Genomic DNA, 15,954 nt, shown 5'->3' on the forward strand with positions numbered 1-15,954 from the left:
GATCACGACGCCGTGCATGGTCATCACCGGGATCACAGGGGATGATCGCCTCCGTTCTGCGGCAGATCTCCCATGCACACCCGCCTTCCCGCTACCGGCCTGATCGGCCTGCTCCGCCCCGCCCTGCTGGGCAGCGCCTGCGCCGCGCTGTCTGCCTGTGACGACGCCGCGCCGGCGGCGCAACTGCCAGGCCTGACCATGCTGTCCGCGCAGGAGGTAGTTGCCGACCCCATGCCGGGCAGCAACGACGCGCTGCGCCGCATCCACTACCGCGACCTGCACGGTGAAGGTGTGTTGGTGCTGGAACGCAGCGACGAGGTCATCGAAGACCCCGCCGGCACCAGCACGCTCGACGTGGCGATCCTGACCGCGCGGCTGTACATCCGGCCAGCGCCCCGCATGGGGTGGACCAAGCAGTGGCAACGCCAGATCCGCCAGCCCTGTGCCGGCCCCATCCTGGAAGCGGGCTGGCTGCTGCAGCATGTCGGTGCCACCGATCTGGACGGCGACGGCCAGGCGGAGATCACCCTGGCCAGCCACACCTTCTGCGGGGGGCGGAGCGACCCGCACCAGCTGCACGTGAGCCTCATCGACGGCAGCACCAGCTATGGGATCGAAGGCGAAACCCGTCTGGATGCTGCCGGCCAGGCACGGTTCGACGGAGAACGCCATGAAAGCCCGAGCCTGGCGATGGCGCCGCCGGTGTTCGTGCAACACCTCGGCACGCTCTGGTCCGCGCTGGGCGCCACATCGTCCACGCACGCCCGCCAGGCCCACTGAGCGCACGCGCTGCCGCAGTGGTATGGTCAGGCCTGGCCCCCGCAGGAGCGACCCATGACATCCCGTTCGCGCAGTCTGTTTTCACGCGGCCTGGTCCCGCTGCTGGCGTTGACGACCTTGTCCCTATCGGCCTGCGCCACCGCGCCGGGCCCGCACATCACCGGCAGTGGCCAGTGCCATGCCGAACCGCTGGCCTGGGCCATCGGCAAGCCGGCCGATGAAGCCAACATGCGCGCCCTGCTCAAGCAGAGCGGCGCCGGCCTGATCGACCCGATCGGCCCGGCCACCATCACCGCCAGTGCCACCCGCGACGACCGCCTGCGCGTGTTCATCGACAGGAACAACGTGATTACCTCGGTCAAGTGCGAATAAGGGACGGCGCCAGCGCATCCTCGCTGATATCGGCAAGCGTCCGCGCGCCTGTCAACGTCATCGCCACCCGCATTTCCTTCGCGATCAGGTCCAGCAGGTTGGCCACGCCGGCCTCGCCGTGCGTGGCAAGCGCGTAAACGAACGCGCGTCCCAGCAGCACGCCGTCGGCACCGAGCGCCAGCATCCGCACCACGTCCAGCCCGGTGCGGATGCCCGAGTCTGCCAGGATCTCCACCTCGCCCTTGACCGCTGCGGCAATCGCCGGCAATGCCCGTGCGGTGGACAACACCCCGTCCAGCTGACGCCCGCCGTGGTTGGAAACCACGATGCCATCGGCGCCGAACCGCACCGCGTCGCGTGCATCGTCCGGATCCAGGATGCCCTTGATCACCATCGGCCCGCTCCAGAACTCGCGGATCCACTCCAGGTCCTTCCACGAGATCGAGGGATCGAAATTGCTGCCCAGCCAGCCGATGTAGTCGGCCAATCCGGTCGGACTGCCGCGATACGCTGAGATATTGCCCAGGTCATGCGGTCGCCCGCGCAGGCCAACGTCCCACGCCCAGCGCGGGTGGGTCACCGCCTGCAGCATGCGTCGCATCGCTGCATTCGGCCCGCTCATGCCCGAATGCGCATCGCGGTAGCGCGCGCCGGGCACTGGCATGTCCACCGTAAACACCAGCGTGGTCACCCCGGCCGCCTTGGCCCGCTCCAGCGCGTTGCGCATGAAGCCCCGGTCCTTCAGCACGTACAGCTGGAACCACATCGGCCGGCCGATAACAGGCGCCACTTCCTCGATCGGGCATACCGACACCGTCGACAGCGTGAACGGAATACCCCGGCTGGCGGCCGCGCGTGCCGCCTGTACTTCGCCACGCCGCGCGAACATGCCGGTCAGCCCCACCGGCCCCAGCGCTACCGGCATTGCCATGCGCTCACCCAGCAGCTCAGCCTCAAGGCTCAGCGCGCCCATGTCGCGCAGCACGCGCTGGCGCAGCGCGATATCGGCCAGGTCGTCCACGTTTCGCCGCAGCGTGTGCTCCGCATAGGCGCCACCATCGGCGTAGTGGAACAGGAACGGCGGCAGCCGGCGCTGCGCGGCAGCGCGGTAATCGGTGGAAGCGGAGATGATCATGGCCCAACCATGGCGGATGCGAATGCAGTCCGCCCATTAGACCAAAGTCAGCCGCAGCAGGGGCTGGTCGGTCCCTTCAGTTCAATCGCGTTGCCATCGGGGTCGCGCAGATACAGCGACAGGCCATCGCCCTCCGCGCCCAGATTGCTGCGTACCTGACCGTCCACCGCGACGCCCTGCCCCTTCAGATGCTCGCGCAGGCTCGCTTCGTCGAACGGCTCGATCCGCAGGCACAGGTGCTCCAGGTTGCGTCCCTGCGTCCCTGCCGCCGGGCCGCCCCGGCTGCCCAGCGGCCCGTCCACGCTGATCAGATCAATCATCGACGTGCCGGCATGCAGGTGGATCATCCCCAACGTCGGGCGCTCGCGCGCCACCGTACAGCCCAGGACATCGCAATAGAAGGTCAGCGCACGCTGCAGGTCCTGCACCCGCAGCACCACGTGGTCGATACGTTGGATCTCGAACGGTCGTTCGCTGCTCATGACTACTCCAGCTTCTTGGCCAGACGGCGGAACACCGTCAGCACGATCACACACAGCACGCTCACCCCGATGGCGATCACGTACTCCCCGATCCCCACCGCGATGCCGATGGCCGCGGCCATGATCAGCGAGCTGGCGGTGGTCAGGCCGCTGACTTCGTCCTCGCGGCTGCCACGCAGGATGGTGCCGGCGGCCACGAACCCCACGCAGGCCACCACCGCCTCGATCAGGCGCACCGGGTCGACCTGCAGGAGATCACGGTAGCGCTCCTGCTGGAAATGTTCGGCAATGCTGTCGCCGAGACCGACGATCAACGCGGCCGCGCCGGCAATGAGCATGTGCGTGCGCAGGCCCGCCGCGTGCTTGCCCATCTCGCGTTCGATACCCAGCACACCACCGAACAGCATCGCCGCAGCGATCCTCAGCAGGATCGAAAGATCTTGTTCCATTCCCATCCCGTTTTCAGTGGCAATGGGTAGAGCGTTGCCCGAGCGTCGTGGGAATGTCGTGAAATGCGATGTGAGCGCCGCGTGCAGGAGCGGCAAATCCGCCCCTGCGGTGCTGCCTTACTGCGCGAGGTAGCCGCCGTCGATGGCGTAATAGGTGCCGGTGGCAAACGAAGCGTCCTCGCTCGCCAGCCAGGCCACCAGCGCCGCGACTTCCGCGGCCTTGCCCAGGCGCTTCAACGCATGCTTCTCCTCCAGCGCCTTCTTCACTGCCGGGTCCATCTTGTCCAGCAGCGGCGTGGCGATGAAACCCGGACCTACTGCGTTGACCCGGATGCGGTCACTGGCGTGTTCCCACGCTGCAGTCTGGGTCAGCCCGACCACCCCATGCTTGGCCGCCACGTACGCCACCGAGTTGGCGAACCCGACCTGGCCCAGGATCGAGGCCATGTTGATGATGCTGCCGCCCTTGCCGGTCTTTCGCAGCGCCTGGATCTGCGCACGCTGGCACAGGAACACGCTGTTGAGGTTGACGTCGATCACCCGCTTCCATCCGTCCACCGGGTAGTCGCCGCTGAGCGCCGAAGGCCCACCAATGCCGGCGTTGTTGACCGCGATGTCCAGCCCTCCCAGTTCCTGCACGGTGCGCTGCACTGCGGCTTCGACGGCGGCGTCGTCGGTGACATCCAGCGCGATGCCGATGGCCCTCACGCCCTTGGCCCGGATCGCTTCGGCGGTCTTCTGTACTGCGTCGTCCTTCAGGTCCCACACCGCCACTGCTGCGCCGGAATCGGCCAACAGCTCGGCCACGGCCAAGCCAATGCCGGAGACGCCGCCGGTAACGATGGCAACCTTGCCCTTCAGCTGGTAATCGATCATTGCGTTTGCCTCTGCCTGGATTCCATCCCACCTTACGCCTGAAAAACGTTACACAACGTGCACAGAGCGCCCCGCAACAATCCTTCCCATCGCTGCAACGCACCCGCCCCTATGCTGGGTGTCGTACCTCCTGCACGACTTCCCATCCCCCAAGGCACTTTCATGACAGAGTCCACTGACGGAACGTTGTTCACCCCCACCCGACTTGGCGCGATCGAGGTTGCCAACCGCATTGCGATGGCACCGCTGACCCGCAACCGCGCGATCGAGGGCCGCGTGCCGAATCCCCTGGCCATCCAGTACTACCAGCAGCGCGCAAGCGCCGGCCTGGTCATTGCGGAAGCGACCCAGATCAGTCCGCTGGGCCAGGGCTACCTGGACACCCCCGGCATCTACAGCCAGGCGCAGATCGAGGCGTGGCGCAAGGTGACCGATGCGGTGCACGCCGAAGGCGGTCGCATCGTGCTGCAGCTCTGGCACGTCGGCCGCGTGTCGCACACCAGCCTGCTGCCGGAAGGTGAAGTGCCGGTGGCCCCGAGCGCGATCCGGGCCAACGCCAAGACCTTCACCGCGAAGGGCTTCGAAGACGTCTCCGCGCCGCGCGCGCTGCGCCTGGATGAAATTCCCGGGATAGTCCAGGACTACCGCCAGGCTGCGCGCAACGCCCTCACCGCCGGTTTCGACGGGGTCGAGGTGCACGCCGCCAACGGCTACCTGATCGACCAGTTCCTGCGCGATGGCAGCAACCATCGCACCGACGAATACGGCGGCAGCATCGAGAACCGCACCCGTCTGCTCGATGAAGTGGTGCGTGCGGTCGTCGCCGAAATCGGCGCGGAGCGTACCGGTGTGCGCCTGTCGCCGACCACCCCGGCCAGCGACGCGCACGACTCCAACCCGCAGCCGTTGTTCGAACGTGCGGTGGAGCGCCTCGATGCGATTGGCGACCTGGCCTTCATCCATGTCATCGAGGGCGCCACCGGTGGTCCGCGCGACAACATCCCATTCGACTACGCCGCGCTGCGCGCGAAGTTCCGTGGGCCGTGGATCGCCAACAACGGCTATGACAAGGACAGCGCCGAGGCAGCGATTGCCAGCGGTTACGCCGACATGATCGCCTTCGGTCGGGCCTTCATCGCCAACCCGGACCTGGTGGAGCGCCTGCGCAATGATGTTCCGCTGTCGGACTTCAATCCTGACACCCTGTATGGCGGTGGCGCGGAGGGGTATATCGATTACCCGAGCGTGTCGGGTCCAACGTAGCGGAATGATGCAAACGGTGCCGGGCACGCGGCCCGGCACCGTCGTTTCGATCAATACACCGGCAACGAAATGAAACTCGCCTGCTGCGGTGCATGCCACACCTGCTGGGTCGCCTTCTGGTAATCGCCTGGCTTGGCCAGGTAGATGTTCGGCACGAAGGTCTGGGGGTTGCGGTCGTACAGCGGGAACAGCGTCGACTGCACCTGCACCATCACCCGGTGGCCGGGCTGGAATACGTGGTTGGCGGTGGGCAGGCCGAATCTGTAATCCAGCACCTGGTTCGACGCGATCGCCTTCGGCTCGCTGAAGCTCTCGCGGTAACGCCCGCGGAAGATCGCCATCGACACTGCCAGTTCGTAACCGCCCATTTCCGGCGTGGACGGCACCTGGTCGGGATATACGTCGATCAGCTTCACCACCCAATCGCTGTCGCTGCCACTGGTGGCCGCCTGCAGGTTCACCTGCGGCGCGCCGCCGATACGCAGCGGTTCGGTCAGCGGCTCGCTGACGAAGGTCAGCACGTCCGGGCGACCATCGACGAAGCGCTGGTCCTTGACCAGCCAGCTGGTCCACATGTCGCGGTCGGCGAAATGCACCGGACGCGGCACGAACGGCACCGGCTTGGCCGGGTCGGACACGTACGCGTCATGGGTCGCCTCGCCTGCCTGCGGCGCCTCGAACGAGAGCTTGCCGCCCGCGCGCAGGTATAGCGGCTTGGTCTGCGCGGCCGTACGCGGCCACTGCTGCAGGCGGTCCCAGTGGTTTTCACCGGTGTTGTAGATCAGCACCGGCGGCGTGTCTGCCTTGGCCGCGCCGTCGACGAGGTACTGGTCGAAGAACGGCTTGAGCACGTCGCGGCGGAACTGCAGCGCGGTGTCGCCGTCGAACTTCAGTGCGCCCAGGTTGGCGCCGTCATAGTTCACCTGGCTGTGCCGCCACGGGCCCATCACCAGGTAGTTGAGGGTGTTGCCGGTGTCGCGCGGCTCCATCGCGGCATAGCTGTGCACCGCGCCCCACATGTCTTCCTGGTCCCACAGCCCCTGCAGCCACATGGTGGGCGCCTTCAACGGCGTGCTGGCCATGCGCTTGTCCAGCGCCTGTTCCTGCCAGAACGCATCGTAGGACGGGTGTTCCACCAGTTTGTGCCACCACGGCAGCTGGTCGATGCCGTTGGCCTTGGCATAGTCGCCGGCCGAACCGGCGCGCAGGAAGGTGGTGTAGTCGTCGTAGCCGACGCTGGGAATGGAAGGGCCCTTGCCACGCTTGGCCAGCTGGCCGGTGAAGTAGCCGAAGTTGACCTGGCGGAAAGCACCGTAATTGAGCCAGTCGTCGCCCATCCAGCCGTCGATCATCGGGCTCTGCGGCGCGGCCACCTTCAGCGCGGGATGCGGGTCGGTGAGCGCCATGACCACGGTGAAGCCTTCATACGACGAGCCGAGCATGCCGACCTTGCCGTTGCTTTCCGGCACGTGCTTGACCAGCCAGTCGATGGTGTCCCACGCATCGGTGGCGTGGTCGACCTTGGTGCCATTGAGCGGACCGCGCAGCGGCCGGGTCATCACGTAGTCGCCTTCGGAGCCGTGCTTGCCGCGGATATCCTGGAACACGCGGATGTAGCCGGCGTCGACGAACACCTCGTCGCCCTGCGGCAGGATGTCGCGCATGTGCGGCGAATCCATGCGCTTGGCGCGATTGGCGGCGTCGTAGGGAGTGCGGGTGAGCAGCATCGGCGCGTTGCGGGCGCCCTTGGGCACCACGATCACCGTATACAGCTTGGTCCCATCGCGCATCGGCACCATGACCTCGCGCTTGTCGTAGTCGAAGCCCGCGGTCGGGGTCACGAACCCCTTGGCCGGAATATCCGGCGTCATCGGCGCGGTCTGCGCCGACACGCTGGCGGCAATCATCAGGCTCAACAGCACAGGCACGACACGAACACGCATGGCTCTCTCCGGGAAGGTGATGGCGACTACCTTCCCAGCCTAGCGCCGTTCCGCCCCACCGCCTATGTGCCGTAGGTTGGCCGTGAACGGGCAGATCCCGCAAAGGGCGTAGAGCCGAGCTCTGCCCGGCTCCACGCGATACATCAACGAACCACACCACCACTCAACACCACCGGCACGCTCTGCACCGGCTCGCTGGCCGAACGCGAAAGCTGCAGCTCATACCGCCCTTCGGCAATCTTCCACTGCTTGCCGACCGTATCGAAGCTGGCCATCGCCTTCGGCTCGGCCTCGATCCGGATCCGGCGCGACTCGCCAGGCTGCAGCATGACCTTCTGGAAACCGATCAGGCGGATCGGCGTCGCGCTGCCTTCCGGCAGCTTCAGGTACAGCTGGGCCACATCGGCACCGGCCACCTTGCCGGTGTTGCGGATGTCGACCGTGGCCACCAGCCGCTGCCCCATCGCCGAATAGGTCAGGTTGTCGTACTGGAACTGCGTGTACGACAGGCCGTGGCCGAACGGGAACTGCGGCACCAGGCCCTTGGCCGCGAACCACTTGTAGCCCACGTTGGCGCCTTCGATGTTGTAATCGATGGTGTCGTCCGGCTTGTTCTTCGGATTGAAGCCCAGCCCGTTCACGTGCGGACGCGGCAGCTGCGACGCGTCCACCGGCCAGGTCACCGGCAGGCGGCCGGACGGATTGACCTTGCCGGTCAGCAGCGCGGCAATCGCCTCGCCGCCGCGGATGCCCGGGTACCACGCCTGCATCACCGCCGGCACCTGCTGCAGCCACGGCAGCTCGACCGGGCCGTTGGTTTCCAGCACCACCACGGTCTTCGGGTTGGCCTTGGCCACGCCCGCGATCAGCGCGTCCTGGTTGTCCGGCAGCTGCATGTGCGGCAGGTCCACCGACTCGGCCGACCACTGCGTGGCGAACACGATGGCCACGTCCGCCGCTGCGGCAGCGCGCGCCGCCGCCGCCACGTCACGCCCATCCACGTACTCGATGGACGCGTCCGGGCGCTCGGCGCGCAGCGCTTCCAGCGGCGAGGACGGATGGAAAATCACCGGGCCTGGCCAGGTAGTCGGCAGCACGCCCGGCACCGCGTTGGTGCCACGGGCAGTGAAACCCACGTGCGACGAACCGCCGCCACCGATCACGCCCTTGTCCGCGTGTCCGCCGATGATCACGATGCGCTGCACGTCCTTGGACAGCGGCAGCAGGCCGCCTTCGTTGCGCAGCAGCACGCTGCCCTCTTCCACCGTGCGCTGCGCGGCGGCGAAACCAGCCGCGACGTCGATCGGCACGTGCTGCGGCGGCAGGTCGAAGTTGCCGTGCGCGAACATCGTGCGCAGGATCCGCGCCACCATGTCATCCAGGCGCGCCTGCGGCACCGTGCCACCCGCCACTGCCAGGCGCAGCGGCTGGTCGAAGTACACCGCTTTGTCGAACACCTCGCCCGCCGACTGCTGGTCCAGCCCGGCCAGTGCCGCCTTGGAGCCGCTGTGCACGCCGCCCCAGTCGGACATCACGAAACCGGGGAACTTCCATTCCTGCTTGAGCACCTGGTTCATCAGGTAGTCGTGCTCGCAGCCGTAGGTGCCGTTGATGCGGTTGTACGAACACATCACCGAACCGGGCTTGCCGGCGTCCAATGCGATCTCGAACGCCAGCAGGTCCGACTCGCGCATCGCCTGCTCGCCGATCTCGGCGCTGTGGAAATTGCGCGAGGTTTCCATGTCGTTGAGCGCGAAGTGCTTCATCGTCGAAATCACGTGCTGGCTCTGCACACCTCGGATCGACTCGCCGACCAGGCGCCCGGCCAGCACCGGGTCTTCGCCGGCGTATTCGAAGTTGCGGCCGTTGCGCGGGTCGCGCTGCAGGTTGACGCTGCCGGCCAGCAGGATGTTGAAGCGCTGCTGCCAGGCTTCACGGCCCATGGTGGCACCGCCGGCGAACGCGATCTGCGGATTCCAGGTAGAGGCCGTGGACGGGCCCGACGGCATCGCCGTGGCAATGTCGCCCTTGCGGATCCCCCCCGGGTTGGTCACGCCCACGCCGGCATCGGCCGACTGCTGCGCCGGAATGCCCAGGCGCGGCACGCCGGGCACGAAGCCGGCCGAGCCCACTGCGCCTTCGGGCAGCGGACCACCGTCCTTGCCCAGCCCGAAGTAGCTGTGCAGCATCTGGAACTTCTCGTCCACGGTCATCTTCGCCACCAGCGCCTTTGCGCGGGCGTCGGCATTCAGCGTGGTGTCCATCCATGGCGTGTCGCCACCGACCGGTGCGCTGTAACCCAGCGTCAGCAACTGGCCGGCAATGCGGGTATCTGCATCCAGGCGCAGGGTCACCTGCTGTGTTGTTGACGCCTCGAAGCCCTGGCTGTAGCCGTCACTCTTGGCGATTGCAGCAAACCCTGCGGCAGTCGCGGTCTCTGCATCGGTGCCCAGCAGGACTGCCGGCGCGCCCAGGCGCGAGCTGTCCACCAGTGCCTTGAGTGGCGCCGCGTCGGCAGCGCCCTTGCTGCGGGTATACAGCGCCACCACATGGCGGCCGTCATTCAGGCGCAGGTAGTTCAGGCCCGGTGCTTCCACGCCCGATTCGGCTTCCACCGGCAGCCGCGACAGCACCACGCTGCCGCGCTGTTCGGCGGCGGCCGGATCGGCGCTCACGAAGCGGTAGGTGTAGCCGAGCTGGTCGGCCAGTGCCGCCAGCGGGTCCGGCGCCAGCGCGGTGTCGGGGGTGTCGGCGGCGCGGATGACGTTGTCGATGGTCAGCGCGTCCACATCCAGCGCCTGCAACTGCGCGGCCACGGCCGTGGCGTCCAGGTACGTCGGCGCCTGCTCCAGGCGCAGCACGGTGAAGGCATCGGCCGGCGCGGCGGGGGCTGCCGAAGCGGCAGCGGAGAGCGACAAGGCGATGGCGGCCGTCAGGGCCAGGGGCTTTGTAATCGTTTTCATAAGCGGGCGAAACACCTTTGCTGACGCAGTAAATCCAGGGAGTCTTGCCGCAGAAGGGTGCAGCGCCGTAGTGGCGGGACACCGGCACGCGAGCGGCCGGTATCGGGAACTACACGGCTACGCCGACCACGATCAGGCCCCTCCGCCTGTCGCTACAGCCATCGCATCCGTTGGGTGCCGTGAAGAGCACCCATCCGGTCAAGAGTCGTTCACCGCGTTCATGTCTGTCAACACGACGAAGGTCCGACGCGTGGCATCCGGCACCCGGATAATTCATTAGTAATTCTGCTAAAACACGCTAGCATGTCGGTCTCACCCCTTGACACCGACACTGCCTACGCTCGCCTTCATGTTCAGGTTTCCCGCCCGTCTCCGCTTGCTCCTGCCCTTCCGGGAGGCACGTCCATGGCCGCTGTAAGAGCCCTGGACCAGCTGCTGGAAAGCCGCCAGGTCTGGCGGGGGCAGCCGCGTGCGGCGGTGCCGGAGGTGGCGGCCCATCCGACCGGGCATCCTGCGCTGGACAGCCGGCTGCCCGGTGGCGGCTGGCCCCCTTCAGCCCTGTCCGAGGTGCTGCTGGGCGCGTCCGGACAGGGCGAGCTGGCACTGGTCTGGCCAACCCTGGCCCGGCTCAGCCAGCTCCAGCAGACCGTGGTGCTGGTCGCCCCGCCGCACCTGCCGCACGCGCCCGGTTGGGCCGGGGCCGGGCTGGCCCTGGGCCAGTTGCAGGTGGTCCACGCCAACCCGCGCGACGCGCTGTGGGCGGCCGAACAATGCCTGCGCTCGGCCGCCTGCGCCGCCGTGCTGTGCTGGCCACAGCAACACACCGACGACCGGGCCCTGCGCCGGTTGCAGGTCGCCGCCGAAACCGGCCAGTGCCTGGGCTTTGCCTTCCGCGACAGCCGCCAGGCGCGCAACCCCTCCCCCGCACCGTTGCGCCTGCAGCTCGATGCCGGCCAGGTGCGGATCCTCAAATGCCGTGGCGGCATGGCACCGGCGCAGCCGTTGCCGCTGGCCCTGGCGCATTGAGGCGCCGCCATGCAGTGGGCCTGCCTGTTGCTGCCTCAACTGGCGCTGGACGCTGCCCTGCGCCAGCAGCCGGACCCGCGCGCGCCACTGGTGCTGGTCACCGGCCCGGCGCAGCGCCGGGTGCTGCATGCGGTCAGCCCGGCCGCGCGCCAGCTCGGCCTGCGTCGCGGCATGCTGCTTTCGGCCGCGCAGGTGCTCACCCGCGACATGCTCACCGTGGACTACGACCCGCGCGCCGAACAGGACACCCGCCAGCTGCTGGCCAGCTGGCTGTACGGGATCAGCTCGCAGGTCAGCCTGGCCTTCCCGCATGCGCTGGCGCTGGAGATCGGCGCCAGCCGCGCCCTGTTCGGCGACTGGCCGGCCATTGAACAACGCCTGCGCGAGGGCCTGAAAGAACTGGGCTTCCGCCACCGCCTGGTGGCCGCACCGAACCCGCATGCGGCCTGGGTACTGAGTGGCGTGCACGCGCGCCTGGGCGTGGACGCCGAGACCCTGGAACCGGCGCTGGCGCAGATCCCGATCGAACGCAGCGGCCTGCCTGCTGATGCGGTCACGGTATTGGCCCGCTCCGGGCTGCGCAGCCTGGGCGCGGCCTTCGCCCTGCCCCGCGACAGCCTGGCCCGGCGCTTCCCGGCGCAGGTGCTGGCCCACCTGGATGCGCTGCGCGGCATTGGCAGCCCGCCACTGCAGTACTTCCGCCCTCCGGACCGGTTCGATGCACGCATCGAGTTCGAGTACGAGATCGACTCCACCCAGGCCCTGCTGTTCCCGCTGCGCCGGCTCACCGCCGACCTGGCCGCCTTCCTGTGTTCGCGCGATGGCGGTGCGCAGCAGTTCGACCTGTGGTTCGAACACGAACAGCACCCGGACACGCGGCTGACCGTCGGCCTGCTCGCCCCCGAACGCGACGCGGCGATGCTGTTCGAACTGGCGCGCAACCGCGTCGACCACCTGCGGCTGCCGGCCGGCAGCCGCGGGCTGCGCCTGCAGGCCGAGCACCTGCCGCCGTTCGTGCCAGCCGCGCGCGACCTGTTCGACCCGCGCCCGCAGCAGGCCATGCCCTGGGAGCAGCTGCGCGAACGCCTGCGCGCGCGGCTCGGCGACGATGCCGTGCAGGGCGTGGCGCTGCGTGCCGAACACCGGCCCGAACGCGCCACCGGCACCCCAAGCCAGGCCGCCAAGCGCCCGTCGCCGGTATTGCCGTTGCGCCCGGGCTGGCTGCTGGCCACCCCGCAGCCGCTGTACGACCCCGACCTGCGCATCCTGTCCGGACCCGAACGCATCGAATCGGGCTGGTGGGACGAAGACGATGTACGCCGCGACTACTACGTGGTGGAAACCGCGCTCGGCCAGCGCGGCTGGGCCTTCACCGCCGCCGGCGCGCGGCATGGACCGTTCATGCTGCACGGCTGGTTCGCATGAGCACCGCCCTGCCCGACTATGCCGAACTGCATTGCCTGTCGGCCTTCAGTTTCCAGCGCGGCGCCTCGATCGCCGAGGAGCTGTTCGCGCGCGCGAAGGAACAGGGCTACCGCGCGCTGGCGATCACCGACGAATGCTCGCTGGCCGGCATCGTGCGCGCCTGGCAGGCGGCGAAAAAACACCAGCTGGCGCTGATCACCGGCGCCGAATTCCAGATCGAAGACGGCCCAAAGCTGGTGCTGCTGTGCACCGACCTGGCCGGCTATGCCGGGCTGTGCGAACTGATCACCCGCTGCCGCCGGCGTGCCGCCAAGGGCGAGTATCGCTGTTTGCGCAGCGACTTCGACGCCCTGCCCGAGGGCCTGCTGTGCCTGTGGCCCACGCAGGCGCCCACGGCCGACGATGCGGCCTGGCTGCACGCCCGTTTCCCGCACCGCACCTGGCTGGCGGTGGAACTGCACCGCGACGCCGACGACGTGGCGCGGCTGGAAGCGCTGCTGGAATTCGGCTACGCCCACGACCTGCCGCTGGTGGCCAGCGGCGACGTGCACATGCATGTGCGCCGCCGCCGCGCGCTGCAGGACACGCTCACCGCGATCCGCCAGCACTGCACCATCGCCGACGCCGGCTGGCACCTGTTCCCCAATGGCGAACGCCACCTGCGCAGCCGCCAGGCACTGGCGGCGGTGTACCCGGCCGAACTGCTGGAAGAAACCCTGCGCATCGCCGAGTGCTGTACCTTCGACCTGGCCCAGCTGCAGTACACCTACCCGCGCGAGCTGGTACCCGACGGCCACGACCCGGCCAGCTGGCTGCGCATGCTGGTCGAACAGGGCATGCAGTGGCGCTGGCCGCGCGGTGCCAGCGCTGCGCAGCGCAGGCAGATCGAACACGAACTTCGGCTGATCCACCTCAAGCAGTACGAGTCCTACTTCCTGACCGTGCACGACATCGTGCGTTTCGCGCGCAGCCAGCAGATCCTGTGCCAGGGTCGCGGCTCGGCCGCCAATTCCTCGGTGTGTTTCGTGCTGGGCGTGACCGAGATCGACCCCAGCCACATGGAACTGCTGTTCGAACGCTTCATTTCCGAGGAACGCGACGAACCGCCGGACATCGACATCGATTTCGAACACGAACGCCGCGAAGAAGTGCTGCAGTACGTGTTCAACCGCTACGGCCGCGAACGGGCCGCGCTCACCGCCGTGGCGATCAGCTACCGCGGCCGCAGCGCGGTGCGCGACGTCGCCCGCGTGCTCGGCCTGCCGCCGGACCAGGTCAACGAACTGGCCGCCTGCCTGGACCGCTGGAGCAGCCACGAACCGCTGCCCGACGCGCTGCGCGAACGCGGCTTCGACCCGGACACGCCGTTGATGCGGCGGCTGGTGGCGCTGACCGCTGAACTGGTCGACTTTCCGCGCCATCTTTCCCAGCACCCGGGTGGTTTCGTGATCTCCGAATACCCGCTGTCCAGCCTGGTGCCGGTGGAAAACGCAGCCATGGCCGATCGCACCGTGATCCAGTGGGACAAGGACGACCTGGACGCCACCGGGCTGATGAAGGTCGACTGCCTGGCACTGGGCATGCTCACCGCCGTGCGCAAATGCCTGGCCATGCTGCACGCGCATGGCGCCCCGGCGATGGGCATGGCCGACATTCCGGCCGACGACACCGCCACCTACGACATGATCTGCCGCGCCGACACGCTCGGCGTGTTCCAGATCGAATCGCGCGCGCAGATGGCCATGCTGCCCCGCATGCAGCCGCGCTGCTTCTACGACCTGGTGATCGAAGTGGCGATCGTGCGCCCCGGGCCGATCCAGGGCGACATGGTCCACCCCTATCTCAACCGCCGCAAACGCCTCAAGGAAGAAGGCATCGAGGAAATCGACTATCCGCCGGAACTGGAGAAGGTGTTCAAACGCACCCTGGGCGTACCCCTGTTCCAGGAACAGGTGATGCAGCTGGCGGTGGCTGCGGCCGGCTTCAGTCCCGGCGAAGCCGACGCTCTGCGCCGTTCGATGGCGGCCTGGAAGCGCCACGGCGGACTGGAACCGCACCGCGACAAGCTGCTGGCCGGCATGGCCACGCGTGGCTACAGCCGCGAATACGGAGAACGCCTGTTCGAGCAGATCAAGGGCTTCGGCAGCTATGGCTTCCCGGAAAGCCACGCCGCCAGCTTCGCACTGATCACCTATGTCAGCTGCTGGCTCAAGTGCCACCACCCGACCGCGTTCGCGGCCAGCCTGGTCAACAGCCAGCCACTGGGCTTCTACACCCCCGACCAGATCCTGCAGGACGCGCGTCGGCACGGGGTGCCGGTGCTGCCGGTGGACGTGCGCCACAGCGACTGGGACTGCACGCTCATACCGGCCACGCAGGCCGAAGCTTTGCCCGGCATCCGGCTCGGCCTGCGCATGGTCGATGGTTTCAGCGAAGACGTGGCCCTGGCGCTGATGCAGGCGCGCGCCCGCTACCCGTTCGACAGCGTGGCCGACCTCAGCCAGCGCGCCCGGCTGGACCGCCGCCACCAGGGCCTGCTGGCCGACGCCGGTGCGCTGAAGGGGCTGAGCGGTCACCGCCATCGCGCGCGTTGGGATGTTTCGGGCGTGGAAAAACCGCTGCCGTTGTTCGACACCGTGCGCGCCACCGCAGAAGCCGAGGTGCCGCTACCGGCACCGAGCGCCTTCGAAGACATGCAGGCCGACTACAACAGCACCGGCACCACCCTGGGCCAGCACATGGTCTCGTTCATCCGTGCCGACCTGCAGGCGCGGCGCTGCCAGCGTTCGGACCAGCTGGCCACGCTGCCGCACGGGCGCAGCGTGCGCTTTGCCGGCCTGGTGCGCATGCGCCAGCGGCCACAGACCGCCAGCGGGGTAACCTTCCTGACCCTGGAAGACGAATGCGGCATGGTCAACGCCGTGGTCTGGCGCAAGACCGCCGACCGCCAGCACCGGGTGCTGGTGGAAGCACGGCTGATGCAGATCGACGGCCGCCTGGAACGCGTCGACGGCGTGCAGCACCTCATCGTGCAGCGCATGCACAACCTGGACGAGCTGATCGACGGCGTACGCACCCACAGCCGCGATTTCCATTGAACCGGCCGTCCGGTGTCGACCAACCGTAGAGCGGGGCTCTGCCCCGCTGCTGTGCCCCGCTGCTCTGTGACCGGATTCACGCCAGGCACAGATACAGATTTTTCTGACTAGTGTCGCAATCATCCCATCCGCTATCGTCGCA

General features: G+C 68.0%; 12 protein-coding genes. 6 read left to right on the forward strand and 6 right to left on the reverse strand.

Features of this window, described 5'->3' with window-relative positions:
• Positions 1 to 72 precede the first annotated feature (72 nt).
• Both RYM47_RS03865 and RYM47_RS03870 read left to right on the forward strand, forming a co-directional pair.
• A complete protein-coding gene (locus RYM47_RS03865; protein ID WP_315386206.1) occupies positions 73 to 780 on the forward strand; it encodes a hypothetical protein in 708 nt (235 codons plus the stop codon).
• Between the two features lie 54 nt (positions 781 to 834).
• Positions 835 to 1,152 carry a hypothetical protein gene (locus RYM47_RS03870; RefSeq protein ID WP_315386207.1) on the forward strand — a complete coding sequence of 106 codons (318 nt, stop codon included), beginning with the start codon at positions 835 to 837 and terminating at the stop codon, positions 1,150 to 1,152.
• Here RYM47_RS03870 and lldD read toward each other — a convergent pair.
• The 4 genes from lldD to RYM47_RS03890 all read right to left on the reverse strand — a co-directional run bounded on the left by lldD (position 1,139) and on the right by RYM47_RS03890 (position 4,094).
• Positions 1,139 to 2,287: an FMN-dependent L-lactate dehydrogenase LldD gene (gene lldD / locus RYM47_RS03875; RefSeq protein WP_315386208.1), complete on the reverse strand. Its 1,149-nt coding sequence runs from the start codon at positions 2,285 to 2,287 to the stop codon at positions 1,139 to 1,141. The two genes, RYM47_RS03870 and lldD, sit on opposite strands and share 14 nt — an antisense overlap.
• Before the next feature lie 47 nt (positions 2,288 to 2,334).
• The gene (locus tag RYM47_RS03880; RefSeq protein ID WP_315386209.1) at positions 2,335 to 2,769 is read right to left on the reverse strand and encodes a VOC family protein; all 435 of its coding nucleotides are present in this window, start codon (positions 2,767 to 2,769) and stop codon (positions 2,335 to 2,337) included.
• Positions 2,770 to 2,771: 2 nt separating this feature from the next.
• Positions 2,772 to 3,224 carry an MgtC/SapB family protein gene (locus tag RYM47_RS03885; protein ID WP_315386210.1) on the reverse strand — a complete coding sequence of 151 codons (453 nt, stop codon included), beginning with the start codon at positions 3,222 to 3,224 and terminating at the stop codon, positions 2,772 to 2,774.
• Between the two features lie 111 nt (positions 3,225 to 3,335).
• Complete coding sequence (locus tag RYM47_RS03890) at positions 3,336 to 4,094, reverse strand: SDR family NAD(P)-dependent oxidoreductase (RefSeq protein WP_315386211.1); 759 nt, start codon at positions 4,092 to 4,094, stop codon at positions 3,336 to 3,338.
• Positions 4,095 to 4,256: 162 nt separating this feature from the next.
• Between RYM47_RS03890 and RYM47_RS03895 the strand changes: the two genes are divergently transcribed.
• Complete coding sequence (locus RYM47_RS03895) at positions 4,257 to 5,357, forward strand: alkene reductase (RefSeq protein ID WP_315386213.1); 1,101 nt, start codon at positions 4,257 to 4,259, stop codon at positions 5,355 to 5,357.
• A gap of 50 nt (positions 5,358 to 5,407) precedes the next feature.
• Here the strand turns inward: RYM47_RS03895 and RYM47_RS03900 are convergent, their stop codons facing one another.
• Positions 5,408 to 7,300, reverse strand: a complete 1,893-nt coding sequence (locus RYM47_RS03900) for a CocE/NonD family hydrolase (RefSeq protein ID WP_315386214.1) — start codon at positions 7,298 to 7,300, stop codon at positions 5,408 to 5,410.
• A gap of 143 nt (positions 7,301 to 7,443) precedes the next feature.
• Positions 7,444 to 10,263, reverse strand: coding sequence for a glycoside hydrolase family 3 C-terminal domain-containing protein (locus RYM47_RS03905; protein ID WP_315386216.1), 2,820 nt, complete (start codon positions 10,261 to 10,263; stop codon positions 7,444 to 7,446).
• Between the two features lie 405 nt (positions 10,264 to 10,668).
• On the opposite strand from RYM47_RS03905, the gene imuA reads away from it, so the two are divergent.
• The 3 genes from imuA to RYM47_RS03920 are packed head-to-tail and all read left to right on the forward strand — an operon-like array spanning position 10,669 to position 15,812.
• The gene (gene imuA / locus RYM47_RS03910) at positions 10,669 to 11,289 is read left to right on the forward strand and encodes a translesion DNA synthesis-associated protein ImuA (protein ID WP_315386218.1); all 621 of its coding nucleotides are present in this window, start codon (positions 10,669 to 10,671) and stop codon (positions 11,287 to 11,289) included.
• A gap of 9 nt (positions 11,290 to 11,298) precedes the next feature.
• Positions 11,299 to 12,714, forward strand: coding sequence for a DNA polymerase Y family protein (locus RYM47_RS03915; protein WP_315386219.1), 1,416 nt, complete (start codon positions 11,299 to 11,301; stop codon positions 12,712 to 12,714).
• Positions 12,711 to 15,812, forward strand: a complete 3,102-nt coding sequence (locus RYM47_RS03920) for an error-prone DNA polymerase (protein WP_315386221.1) — start codon at positions 12,711 to 12,713, stop codon at positions 15,810 to 15,812. Before RYM47_RS03915 ends, RYM47_RS03920 begins: the two co-directional genes overlap by 4 nt.
• The last annotated feature ends 142 nt before the right edge of the window (positions 15,813 to 15,954 follow it).

The organism is uncultured Stenotrophomonas sp. (assembly GCF_963519125.1).
Lineage (GTDB): Bacteria > Pseudomonadota > Gammaproteobacteria > Xanthomonadales > Xanthomonadaceae > Stenotrophomonas.